The organism is Cohnella sp. LGH (assembly GCF_017671885.1).
GTDB lineage: Bacteria > Bacillota > Bacilli > Paenibacillales > Paenibacillaceae > Cohnella > Cohnella phaseoli.
In genome coordinates, this window is the sequence record NZ_CP072117.1 from 6,539,837 (window position 1) to 6,551,511 (window position 11,675).

Below are 11,675 nucleotides of genomic sequence, written 5' to 3' on the forward strand. Positions count from 1 at the left end.
GCCGATATACCTACATTTTTTCAAAGACAAAAAGCCCGAGGAGCGGACTACGCCTAGAACGGGCTTTTTGTCTGAGCTTATCTTTGTAATACAATTGTTAGCTATCTTCACCTGTTGGTGCAAAGGGAACAATTGTGTTGATGAACCCTATGATCTGAGTACCAGGTACCATGGGATTCCACATTCTAACGTTCGGTTCGTACTTTTTATACTGGGTCGATAGACGGTTTCCAATGGGAATGAGCAATATTGAAGACATTATGTATGTCAACCGGGCAGTAATAGAACAAAAGCGCATGTCTCTCCGAGTTGGAGATTCATGCGCTTTTGTTTCGATTACTTCGCGGAATCGTAGATCGCGCCGACTGCGTTCCAGTCCACGACGTTCCAGAAAGCAGCGATGTAATCAGGACGTTTGTTTTGATATTTCAGGTAATAAGCGTGCTCCCATACGTCCAGTCCGAGCAAAGGCGTGTCGCCTTCCATGATCGGGCTGTCTTGGTTAGGCAGGCTGTATACTTTCAGGTTGCCGTCTTTGCCCAGTGCGAGCCAAGCCCAGCCGGAGCCGAAACGAGTCGTAGCCGCAGCTGCGAAAGTTTCTTTGAACTTGTCTAAGCCGCCAAGCTCTGCGTCGATTGCAGCTGCCAGAGCGCCGGACGGTTGGCCGCCGCCGTTAGGGCTGATCGTTTTCCAGAACAGGCTGTGGTTAGCGTGACCGCCGCCGTTGTTGCGAACCGCTGTGCGGATGCTTTCCGGAACTGCGTTCAGGTCGGAGATCAGTTCTTCAACGCTCTTGCTTTCCAGCTCGGGAGCGGATTTCAAAGCGTTGTTCAGGTTCGTAACGTAAGTGTTGTGGTGACGTCCGTGATGGATTTCCATCGTCGTTGCGTCGATGTGCGGCTCAAGCGCATTCGTCGCGTAAGGAAGTGCCGGTAATTCGTGTGCCATGGTCAATAACCTCCTAAATGGGATTGCGATATGTAGCCTAATCGCTCACAGTCTTTATTATCCAATATCCTTTCGATTAAATCAACATAAATGTATAAAAAGTCTTCGGAAGACGAAACGGAAGTTTGCAACCGGAAGACGAATGGCAGACCGAACTGCAGCAGCCTAATTCATTATGTCCAGTCGTTTTTCTAATATTCGACATGGTGAAGCGTTTACATCGGGAGATTCAGCGATTTTGCAAAAAAATTTTATCTTATTTTAAGAAAAGAGCTAGAAATTTCGCCGAATTGTCGTAAAATGAAAAGATCGTTAGCTGGATGTAAAACTGAATGCTCGGAGGATAAGTCAGCATGCAGATTCGTTCTTTCCAATTGTCAGATTACAAGCTGGTTGCAGAGCTTCTGGAGGAAGTGCTGTCGGAAGATTGCTGCGAAGAGACGATGAAAGCTTTCGCCCGCCAATTGTCCTGGGACAGCGACTTGGTGCTCGTGGCGGAATCGGCCGGAAACATCGTCGGCGTATTGATCGGAACGATTGATCATCACAAAGGCTACGTCTATCGCATTGCGGTAAGGGACAAGTTCAGAAATCAGGGCGTAGGAAGACAACTGGTTTCTCATATGAGCAACCGGTTCAGACAGCGCAAAGTGTTGAAGGTGCTCGTCGCGGAGGACAAGCACAACGAGGTTTTGCGTCCATTCTATGACTCGCTCGGAATAAGCTCCGTCAACGTCGTTAAGTTGACGCAGCCGCTTGCGATCGTGGCCGGCTAATTCAAGCGGACGGATTCTAAGGAAAGCATATCTTTAACGCCATTGATTTTGGCGGGGAGATATGCTTTTCTTATATTACATGTATTTCGCAGGCAGAATTAAAAGCTGCTCGATCAACCAGAACCTGCAGGGAGGGACGAGCCATGACGGAAAGCGCCGACGGACGGTATATGAGGTGTGTGATCAAGAGCTTTAAGCATGACGGTTCCTTGCATCGGGTATGGCTCGAGAATTGGCAAGTTCCCGCGAATCGGCTGCTGCCGGGGCTTGATTCCCGCACGGTGTGGGTGTTAATCAACGAACATACGACGGTTCAGGAATCGAACGGCCGGGAATGGTCTAGCCGGGTTCCCGCCGTCACTTACTTTTTCCCGGAACGATGGTACAACGTTGTTGCTCTGCTGGAGGAAGAGGGAGTTCGCTATTATTGCAATTTGGCCTCTCCGCCCTATCGGTACGGAGACGTGCTGACTTATATCGATTACGACTTGGACGTAGTGGTGCTGGCCGACGGAACGGCGATGGAGCTGGACCGCGACGAATACGATGCGCACAAAGCGGCGTATCGCTACGGCGAGGCGGTGGAGGAACGCGTTGAAGCGGAGCTGCTGGCGCTTCGTAAGGACATCGAGGCCGGGGAATTTCCTTTCGACGATTCCACGGCGCGCTTATTTTACCAGCAGTGGAAAGAGCAGATGAAAGCAGAAGGAGGAACGCAGGCGACATGACGGAAGAGATGGGTGCGGGAATTCCCGAAGGAAGAAGCCGCTCGGCGTCCAAAACTCAGAAAGCGCCCCAAGCGCAGAAATCCCGGAATCAGGGGCCGAGGCTGACCGGCTGGCGCAAAGAGCTGTGGGACTGGGCGAAAGCGCTGATCATTGCCGCGGCGATCGTGCTGCTGCTTAAGGCATTTGTGTTCCAACTGTCGACGGTGAAGAAAATATCGATGGAGCCTACGCTTCATGAAGACGAATGGTTGTTCGTGAACAAGATCGCCTTGCGGCTCGGAAGTTTGGATCGCGGAGATGTTGTCATCTTCAAAGATCCCAGCGTGGGAGAAGACCCGGAGTATTTGGTTAAAAGGGTGATCGGCATCCCCGGAGATCAGCTGGAAATTCGCGGCGGAGAGCTCTATGTCAACGGGACGCTGAAGGTTGAGTCGTATACGGATGTGAAAATCGAGGACGGGGATTTCGGACCGACGACGGTTAGTCCGGGGCATTATTTCGTGATGGGAGATAACCGTCACCAGCATGCGAGCAAGGACAGCCGAGCCTTCAAGGAAGTGCCCGAAGAGCTAATTCAAGGGCGGGCCGACATGATCGTCTGGCCGATCAGCCGCATCAAGAAGCTGTGAGCGACGGTGTCGTGAAACGGGATTACCGATATTGGAAGCAATTCAAGGAAGAATTGCTAAAGGCTGCGCCGGGGCTAGGCATCGATAAGCTGGGCGTGACGACGGCAGAGCCTTTCCATGAATTGAAGGAACGGCTGCTTCGGCACCGCGAGCGGGGGCACGAATCCGGCTTCGAGGAGCCGGATCTCGACTTGCGGACAGACCCGTCGCTGCATATGGCGGAAGCGAAGTCGATTATCGCGATCGCGGTCGCTTATCCGTCGAAGCTGAAGAACGCGCCTGTATCCGAACCGGGTCGCAGGCGCGGCATATTGTCGCGCTCCGCTTGGGGCGAAGATTATCATCAAGCGCTCAGACGACGGATGGCGAACCTGTCCGAGTGGCTTCTGGCACGGGAGCCGGAGGCCAAGCTATTGTCGATGGTCGATACCGGCGCCTTGTCGGATCGCGCCGTGGCCGAGCGGGCCGGCATCGGCTGGAGCGGCAAAAACTGCTCCGTCATCAACCCGGAGCTAGGCTCGTGGATTTACTTGGGCGAGATCATTACAAGTCTTCCGCTGCCTCCTGACAGTTCCCTCCCGGACGACTGCGGCGACTGCACGTTATGCATCGACGCATGCCCGACCGGGGCGCTCGTCGGACCGGGACAGCTGAACGCCCAGCGATGCATCTCCTTCATTACTCAGACGAAGGGCTTCGTGAGCGACGAGATGAAGCTGAAAATCGGCAATCGTCTGTACGGCTGCGATACTTGCCAGATCGTCTGCCCCGTCAATCGTAAAATCGACATCCGCCATCATCCCGAGCTTTTGCCCGACCCGGAAGTGGTCAAGCCGCTGCTGCGTCCGCTGCTGACGATGGGCAACCGGGAATTCCGCGAGAAGTTAGGCTCGAGCTCGGCGGCTTGGCGAGGACGCAAGCCGATCCAGCGCAACGCGCTGATCGGGCTGGGCAACTTCCGCGATGCGGAATCGGTTCCGGACATTGTTGCCGTACTGCGAGACGATCCGCGTCCGGAGCTTAGGGAAGCGGCCGCTTGGGCTCTTGGGCGCATCGGAACTTCGGAGGCGCTGGATGGGCTGCGCGGAGCGCGAAGCAAGGAAGGGAGCGTCGAAGTGTTGGACGCTATCGACAGAGCGCTCGAACGAAAGAGCGATCAATAGTTTATTTCCGAGGAAATGAGAGGCATTTCATCGTTCGCGCCTTCATTTCCTCTTCTTTTTTGCCGAAATAGTGTGTAAGCATGAACAACGAGATCGAGGCAGGAGAGAGAATATGAAATTAGTCGACATAGAGACGGTTGAACCGGGACAATATTTGGGCAAGACGATTTTTTCCTCGAATGGAGCCGTATTGCTCTCTACCGGCGTGCAGCTTACCGTATACATGATCAGCACGCTTAAGCGGCTGGGTGTTACGACGATCTATATCGACGATCCGATGTTCCGAGATATTTCACATGAAGAGCTGCTGTCGGAAGAGACGAAACGCGCGGTCATTCACCAAATGTCGGAAACGTTCGAGCAGCTGCGCTCGGGCAAAAACTTCAGCTCGAAGGCGATCGGCCAGACGGTCGACGATCTGCTGGAGGATGTGATGCAAAACCAGAATCTGATGATTCAGCTGTCGGATATTCGCACCGCCGACAACGCGATGTTCCTTCATGCGATGAACGTCTGTACGATGGCGTCGTTGGTCGGCTTAAACATGGGCCTGAATATGCTCCAGCTGAAGGAGCTGGCTATGGGGGCGCTCCTTCACGATATCGGCAAGCTGGGCGCTCCGGAAGTTCAGGAAGGCCGTATGCATCACGCTTGGCGAGGATTCGAGCTGCTTAAGAACAAGAGGGAATACAGTCTGCTCGTCGCGCATGTCGCATTCCAGCACCATGAGGCGATTGACGGAAGCGGCGCTCCGCGCGGACTGACCGGAGACGACATTCACACCTATGCGAAAATTACTGCCGTCGTCAATATGTACGATAATATGATCTATTCGTCCGGGAACGAGAAACCGCTATTGCCTCACGAAGCGTGCGAACGCATGAACGCTTTTTCCGGAACTTTGCTGGATCATGAGGTGCTCGTCCACTTTATGCGAATTGTGTCGATTTACCCTAACGGCATATCGGTCAAGCTGTCCACCCGTCAGACGGGCGTTGTCGTCGGACAGCACCGGGGGCTGCCGGGACGGCCCGTCGTTCGCGTCATCGACAAGGAAGGGGATGAAGCGGTCGGTTATAGCGAGATCGATTTGGCGCAGCATACGACCGTGTTCATCGAAACCGTGCTGGCTTGAGGAACGGCGTATAAGCAAACCTGCGACTTTTTGAACCGCTTCAATAAGCTATCGTTTGCGCACCTTGTTCGGCCATGCTATCATAATACAGCAGCCCTGCTTGACGCATTGCGGCGTTCGCGGGGGTTTATTTTGTGAAATTCGGAGGGTGTTTCGGAAATGTGGTCCTATATTATTCCGATTGTGACGTTAATCGTCGGCATAGTCGTTGGTTTCATCATCGGGGTGTTCTACTTGCGCCGCCAGATGACCAAGATGCAGAGCAATCCCGAGATGCTGCAAAAGATGGCCAAGCAGATGGGATATAACATGAACAACCAGCAGATTGCGAAAGCGCAGCAAATGATGAAAAATCAAAATAGCGGCGGCAAGGCGAACCCAGGGGGAGCCCAGAACCAGAACCGCAACAATCCGAAGTTCCGCAGATAGGAAGGGAGGCGTTGTCATGGCGGGAGCGAAAGATTACTCTAACAGTCATGTCGGGCAGAACCGCGAGCAGCTCGAATTTCACGTGCGGGAAATTTTAAAGCTGATCGGGGAAAATGTCGAGCGCGAAGGCTTGCTGGAAACCCCGGCTCGCGTTACGCGGATGTACGAGGAAATTTTTGCAGGCTACGCGGTAGACCCCAGAGATGTCCTCGGGGTCACCTTCGACGAGCAGCACGAGGAATTGGTAATCGTTAAGGATATCGTCTACTACAGCCAGTGCGAGCACCATATGGCGCCTTTCTTCGGCAAAGCGCATATCGGCTATATTCCGAGCGGCAAGATCGCCGGACTGAGCAAGCTGGCCAGACTCGTCGAAGCGATCTCCAGAAAGCTGCAGGTGCAAGAGAGAATTACTTCGCAAATCGCGGACATTCTGGAGGAGGTGCTTCAGCCGCACGGCGTCATGGTTGTCGTCGAAGGCGAGCACTTGTGCATGTGCGCGCGCGGCGTGAAGAAACCGGGCAGCAAGACGGTCACTTCTGCGGTACGCGGCGAATTCCGTAAAAGCCCTGCGCTTCGTTCGGAGTTTCTGGAATTGCTTAATCGATAACAATACGACAGTATTAACGCCTGCGAGCGATCGCAGGCGTTTTTTCCATGGTGCCAATGAGCGTACATCAGCCTGCTCGCATAGCCGCCAAGCAGGCGAAAGTCCCGCTCACGTAACAGTCCGGTCGGCGAGCAAAGATGGGACTTTCGAATGATATTGCATCATTCCTTCAAGTTCACCTATGCGAATTGCTCAGCCGTAAGCAACGGCAACATCAAACGGCGAGAAAGAAACGATAATTGGAGATGAAGGAGAAAATAAGGGGGTTAAGGGATGTTTATTGTTAGACCTTAGCGTATATGGCAAATATAGATTTGAGGGTGGGCTTAGGATTGGGTATGCTGAAATAGAGGAGGATCAGTTTATGAATACCACGATGTTGACAGCGCAGGCTGCAAGCACAATGGAAGGTAACGGCGCTTACGCCAATGGAACAAATATCGGTGACGACCAGATCGTTGAAATGTTTCTTGCCGTATGCAGTTACTCTCCCCATACGGTTCGGAATTACAGCAGGGCTATCCAAATGTTCAGAACCTTCGTCTCGCATATGTCGCTTCGGGATGTCACGTGGAGAGAAATAGAAGCCTACAAATTAGGCCTGATTTGCGGAGCCGCCAGTTTTCGAAATAAGCCTCTGGCTCCCGCAAGCGTCGCCGCGCTGATCGCTCCGCTAAAATCATTGTATAAGTGGGGGAGCGATATTAACGTTGGCCTCCTCCCTTATAATCCGACAAGCTCCATCCGTCTTCCGCAAGTGCGCGTCACAAGCCGCAAGCATTATTTGACCAAGGGAGAGGTCGGCAGCTTATTGAATCAGCTCCAATGTCAGAGCTTCCGCAACTATTTGATCGGATTGTCGCTCGTTACATTGGGACTTCGAGTCTCCGAGCTCGTCGCCGTACAATGGGAAGACTTCCATACCGATCCGCTTGAGAAATCAGTATGGCTGCATGTAAAAAACGGAAAGGGAGGCAAGAGCAGAGATGTCAAAATTCCCTCAAGCCTCTGGTCTATTTTTCAGAATTATCGCTGCATGGTCGGTGGTAACGATTCCACGCGGGACCCGGCGGCAACCGTATTCCCGATTACGGCAAGGCAGATCGAACGAATCATCCGAGACGCAGGAAAACAAAGCATTCGTTCGAAAAAGCCGACCCCGCATTGGTTAAGGCATACGAACGCGACGCTGGCATTGCTTAAAGGCGCGACTTTGCAGCAGGTCCAAGAGACGCTAGGCCATTCCCACATCAATACAACGCAGCGCTATTTGCATACCGTCGAACTGCTCAATAAAGCGGCCCCCGATTTTGTCGAAGAAACTTTGTCGGAATTTATGGCAGATTAGCCGATTATGGATTTAAAAGGAAAAAAAGGGAAGATGAAGCGTTGTGGATTTGAGTGAATTAGCCTAATATTTAGGTGTCGCCACATGAGTTATGGGATTTTTCAGGTTCTTAAGACCTGATTCCATAGTGGGTAACGTCCAATATATCGGCTAGACCTGGCGAACATTGAATCGGGGCAGGTGCAAAAAGGTGGTAGGAGCCTTGAGAGCAGTAGGAGATTTCCCCCATCATTTCGATCATACCTCCGATATTTCGGAGATGATGAAGCTGTTGCGGCACAAGCACGAGGACACATACCATCACTGCGTTCGAGTCGCCCTGCTGAGCGAGAAGGTAGCTTCGGCGATGGGAATGGATTCGGCAAGCGCACAGAAGCTGCTCAGAGGCTGCTTCATCCACGATCTCGGCAAATTGCTCGTTCCGACCGCGATTCTGGATTCCGTCAATCCGTTGACGGAGGAACAGTGGGCTCTGATAAGACGCCATCCGGAGTACGGAACGGACATACTGAAGGATAGGGGAGAGCGGGACGCCGATCTGGTTCGCTTGGTGCTGCACCACCACGAGAGATGGGACGGCAAAGGCTATCCTTGCGGATTGGCGGGAGAGCAAATTCCGCTATTCGCAAGAATCTGTTCGGTCGTCGACGCCTTCGATACGATGATGTCGCCGCGGCCTTATCGCCGCCGCAAGAGGTTGGAGGAAGCGATGGAGGAACTGCGAAGGAACGCCGGAACCCAATTCGACGCCGCGGTGGTCAACGCCTTTATTCCTTTGGGGGCTGAAGTGGCTCCGCTCTATTTTTCGAATTACGATAACGAGGATTAGCGCTTGCTCGCACAGGGGGAAGTTAAGCCATATTCAAAATCCAAGAAAAGAGATAACGGGAAGCGACCTGGCGAGATAAAGCCTGGTCGCTTTTTGGCTTCGGACAAAAGACCATAAGAAGAAAGCCAAAATGGTGCTGTCTGCGAGTGCGGCATTTCGTATAAGATGAAAATAAGCTTTGACTACGTTAATTCAATTGGAGGAATACAACAACATGGCAGGTTCATCGAAAATTCGCATCGGCCTAATCGGTGCAGGCAATATCGGCAACGTTCACTTGCAGGAGTTTGGCAAGCTTGGCGCGGAGTGCGAGTTCGTCGCAATAACGGACGCCTATTTGCCTCTTGCGGAACAACGGGCTCGGGAGTACAACATTCCCGTCGTTTCTCCTTCGCCGGAGGAGCTCATTCGCAGAGAGGACGTCGATGTGGTGATCGTCGCCGTTCCGAACCAAGCTCACGCGCCGCTGACGATTCTGGCATTGGAAAGCGGTAAGCATGTGCTCGTAGAGAAGCCGATGGGTCTGGACTCCGCTGCGGCGAAGGACATCGTTCGGGCGCAGCAGCGCACCGGCAAGACGGTTATGGTGGCGCATCAGATGCGTTGGGAGCCTCTTTCTCTGAAGGTGAAGGAGCAGGTGGAACGGGGAGAGCTTGGCCGCGTCTATACGGCGAAGACAGGCTGGTACCGCCGCAAGGGCATTCCGGGCTGGGGAACGTGGTTTACGCAGCACAATCAGTCCGGGGGCGGCCCGCTGATCGATATCGGCGTGCATATGCTGGATCTGGCGTTTTTCTTGATGGGCGAGCCGAAGCCGGTATCGGTATACGGCTCCACCTACGCGGAATTCGGTCCAAAGAAAAAGGGCATCGGAACCTGGGGCAAGCCGAATTGGAACGGTACGTACGACGTCGAGGATTTGGCGACGGCGATTATCAAAATGGAGGACGGCACTTCGTTGACGCTGGAAGTCAGCTGGGCGGTTCATATGGATACCGACAGCGCTCCGTTTCTACATCTGATGGGCTCCGAGGGAGGCGTCGCGCTTCGCGGGAACGAGGGCAAGTTTCTGACCGAACGGTTCGACCAGGCGATCGAGGCGCCGCTCGCCGCGCCTGCGGACGATGAAGGAGCACGCGTCCGTCTCAGCCGTCATTTCCTGGATTGCGTAAGAACGGGCAAGCAGCCTTGGACTTCCGCAGAGACGGGTCTGCGCAGCAACTTGATCATTGACGCGATCTATGAATCTTCCCGCACAGGCGGAGAAGTGAAGCTCGACTGGAGTTTGTAAGAAAGCTTATAAGCCAAGAAAGCCCTCGGACCGGGTACGGTTCGGGGGCTTTTTTTAGGATCGTTTCGGGCGAAGGTTTAAAAAAGGGAAGGATGCCAAAGAATAACACTTACATTTTCAACAAGTCTCATCTTTAAAATTGGCGGTGAAAGGCATTATGTTTCTGTTCGGTAGAAAAAAAAGAAGGCGGTCATCCGGCGGCGGGGAACAGCCCTGGCATTCCGCAGATCGGCTGAACGACTCTGTCGTCGACGGAAATCTGGAGCGCATCGTCGGGCAGATTTGCGGGGTGCTCGGGGAGAACGACGATTTTACGATCCGCAGGTTCCAAGTATTCGGCCGGTTTCCTGCTGCAATGCTGTTTTACCCAAATATGATCGACATGACCAGCGTGAATTCGGAAATTTTGAAGCCGCTGATGTACGGGCCGCCGCATGCGGAACAGCTTCCTAAGGAAGGGAAGGAGCTGTGGGACTTTCTGCTGGAGACGACGCTTTATCATAGCGATGTCCGCTCGGAGACGCTCGTCGCCAAAGTCGTCTCCGACATTCTGCGCGGACAGACCGCCGTCGTTATTGAGGGTGTGGATAAGGCGCTGTTATTCGGAACCCGTACCATCGATAAGCGTTCCATCGACCAGCCCGCCACGGAGCAGGTTATTCGCGGACCGCGCGAAGGCTTCATCGAATTGCTGTCGACGAACATCTCGCTGATCCGATATCGCCTTCAAACGCCGGATTTGCGCGTGAAGACGATGGAGATCGGCAGGAGGACGCAATCTAAAGTTGCGATCTGCTATATGGACGGCATTACGAATCCGGAGCTTGTAAAGGAAGTCACGAGACGACTGGACCTGATCGACGTCGACGCCATTCTGGATTCAGGCTATTTGGAGCAATACATAGAAGATAATCAGCTATCCCCGTTCCCTCAGGTGCAGTATACCGAGAGACCGGACAAGGTCGTGGCGAATCTGCTGGAGGGCCGGGTGGCGCTTATGGTGGACGGCTCTCCGCTGGCGCTGGTCGTGCCGACCGTATTCAGCCAGTTCTATCAGGCGGTTGAGGACTACACGGAACGGTTTTTGTTGATGAGCGCCATTCGCTGGGCCAGGCTGATCGCGCTTGTCTTCTCGCTCGTCTTTCCGTCGCTTTACGTGGCGATCATCTCGTTTAATCCCGAACTGATTCCGACGGAGTTCGCGGTGGCCGTGGCGGGAGGCCGTGCAGGGGTCCCGTTTCCGGCGATCGTGGAAGTGCTGGTCATCGAGATCTCGATGGAGGTGCTCAGGGAAGCCACGATCCGGCTGCCGCAGCAGGTCGGCGGAGCATTATCCATCGTCGGCGTGCTTGTCGTCGGTCAGGCGGCGGTCGCGGCCGGCTTCGCCAGTCCGATTACGGTCGTCATTATTGCGCTTACGACGATCGGCTCCTTTGCCACCCCGGCCTACAACGCGGCATTGGCGCTGCGCCTGCTGCGTTTTCCGCTGATCGTGCTGGCAGGCATATTCGGTCTGTACGGCGTGATGATCGGCCTGATTCTGATCGCGAACCATCTGTTGTCGCTCAAGTCTTTCGGCGTTCCGTACATGAGCCCTCTTGTTCCCGGCAGCCCTACTGGGATGAAGGATCTGTTCCTGCGCGGTCCGCTCTGGTGGATGAACAAGCGGCCCAAATTTCTGTACCCTGGAGATAAAATCCGAATAAGCGACAAAACGGTCGAAGACTTGAAGAAGCCTCCCAACAACGCGCTAGAGCCGGCGAAAATGGAGAACCCCGGAAAGAGGTGA

General features: G+C 53.7%; 12 protein-coding genes. 11 read left to right on the forward strand and 1 reads right to left on the reverse strand.

From position 1 onward, the window contains the following. Positions 1–336 precede the first annotated feature (336 nt). Complete coding sequence (locus J4772_RS27240; RefSeq protein ID WP_209072262.1) at positions 337–948, reverse strand: superoxide dismutase; 612 nt, start codon at positions 946–948, stop codon at positions 337–339. A 353-nt stretch (positions 949–1,301) separates the two neighbouring features. Here J4772_RS27240 and J4772_RS27245 point away from each other — a divergent pair, with 353 nt between their 5' ends. From J4772_RS27245 to J4772_RS27295, 11 genes are all read left to right on the forward strand, one after another. Beyond that, on the forward strand, positions 1,302–1,724 hold the full coding sequence (locus tag J4772_RS27245; RefSeq protein WP_116063727.1) for a GNAT family N-acetyltransferase: 423 nt from the start codon (positions 1,302–1,304) through the stop codon (positions 1,722–1,724). A 143-nt stretch (positions 1,725–1,867) separates the two neighbouring features. After that, entirely contained in the window at positions 1,868–2,452 is a 585-nt protein-coding gene (locus J4772_RS27250) for a DUF402 domain-containing protein (RefSeq protein WP_209072263.1), read from the forward strand. Further along, positions 2,449–3,081 (forward strand): signal peptidase I, encoded by a 633-nt coding sequence (gene lepB, locus J4772_RS27255; RefSeq protein ID WP_247740865.1) that lies wholly within the window; start codon positions 2,449–2,451, stop codon positions 3,079–3,081. The genes J4772_RS27250 and lepB overlap by 4 nt, the downstream gene beginning before the upstream one ends. Before the next feature lie 11 nt (positions 3,082–3,092). After that, positions 3,093–4,244 (forward strand): tRNA epoxyqueuosine(34) reductase QueG, encoded by a 1,152-nt coding sequence (queG, locus tag J4772_RS27260; protein ID WP_181917975.1) that lies wholly within the window; start codon positions 3,093–3,095, stop codon positions 4,242–4,244. Between the two features lie 112 nt (positions 4,245–4,356). Continuing rightward, positions 4,357–5,379 carry an HD-GYP domain-containing protein gene (locus J4772_RS27265; protein WP_209072264.1) on the forward strand — a complete coding sequence of 341 codons (1,023 nt, stop codon included), beginning with the start codon at positions 4,357–4,359 and terminating at the stop codon, positions 5,377–5,379. A gap of 159 nt (positions 5,380–5,538) precedes the next feature. Beyond that, positions 5,539–5,808, forward strand: coding sequence for a YneF family protein (locus tag J4772_RS27270; RefSeq protein ID WP_116063724.1), 270 nt, complete (start codon positions 5,539–5,541; stop codon positions 5,806–5,808). A 16-nt stretch (positions 5,809–5,824) separates the two neighbouring features. Then, positions 5,825–6,418, forward strand: a complete 594-nt coding sequence (gene folE / locus J4772_RS27275) for a GTP cyclohydrolase I FolE (protein WP_209072265.1) — start codon at positions 5,825–5,827, stop codon at positions 6,416–6,418. A gap of 364 nt (positions 6,419–6,782) precedes the next feature. After that, on the forward strand, positions 6,783–7,766 hold the full coding sequence (locus J4772_RS27280) for a tyrosine-type recombinase/integrase (RefSeq protein ID WP_209072266.1): 984 nt from the start codon (positions 6,783–6,785) through the stop codon (positions 7,764–7,766). Between the two features lie 202 nt (positions 7,767–7,968). Next, positions 7,969–8,595 carry an HD-GYP domain-containing protein gene (locus J4772_RS27285; RefSeq protein ID WP_116063721.1) on the forward strand — a complete coding sequence of 209 codons (627 nt, stop codon included), beginning with the start codon at positions 7,969–7,971 and terminating at the stop codon, positions 8,593–8,595. Positions 8,596–8,809: 214 nt separating this feature from the next. Then, entirely contained in the window at positions 8,810–9,886 is a 1,077-nt protein-coding gene (locus J4772_RS27290; RefSeq protein WP_209072267.1) for a Gfo/Idh/MocA family protein, read from the forward strand. A 157-nt stretch (positions 9,887–10,043) separates the two neighbouring features. Continuing rightward, positions 10,044–11,675, forward strand: coding sequence for a spore germination protein (locus J4772_RS27295; protein ID WP_209072268.1), 1,632 nt, complete (start codon positions 10,044–10,046; stop codon positions 11,673–11,675).

Coding starts and splice junctions, on each gene's coding strand:
- J4772_RS27245 (WP_116063727.1), top strand. CDS start 1,302: ATGCAGATTCGTTCTTTCCAATTGTCAGATTACAAGCTGGTTGCAGAG.
- J4772_RS27270 (WP_116063724.1), top strand. CDS start 5,539: ATGTGGTCCTATATTATTCCGATTGTGACGTTAATCGTCGGCATAGTC.
- J4772_RS27265 (WP_209072264.1), top strand. CDS start 4,357: ATGAAATTAGTCGACATAGAGACGGTTGAACCGGGACAATATTTGGGC.
- lepB (WP_247740865.1), top strand. CDS start 2,449: ATGACGGAAGAGATGGGTGCGGGAATTCCCGAAGGAAGAAGCCGCTCG.
- J4772_RS27290 (WP_209072267.1), top strand. CDS start 8,810: ATGGCAGGTTCATCGAAAATTCGCATCGGCCTAATCGGTGCAGGCAAT.
- folE (WP_209072265.1), top strand. CDS start 5,825: ATGGCGGGAGCGAAAGATTACTCTAACAGTCATGTCGGGCAGAACCGC.
- J4772_RS27250 (WP_209072263.1), top strand. CDS start 1,868: ATGACGGAAAGCGCCGACGGACGGTATATGAGGTGTGTGATCAAGAGC.
- J4772_RS27240 (WP_209072262.1), bottom strand. CDS start 948: ATGGCACACGAATTACCGGCACTTCCTTACGCGACGAATGCGCTTGAG.
- J4772_RS27295 (WP_209072268.1), top strand. CDS start 10,044: ATGTTTCTGTTCGGTAGAAAAAAAAGAAGGCGGTCATCCGGCGGCGGG.
- J4772_RS27280 (WP_209072266.1), top strand. CDS start 6,783: ATGAATACCACGATGTTGACAGCGCAGGCTGCAAGCACAATGGAAGGT.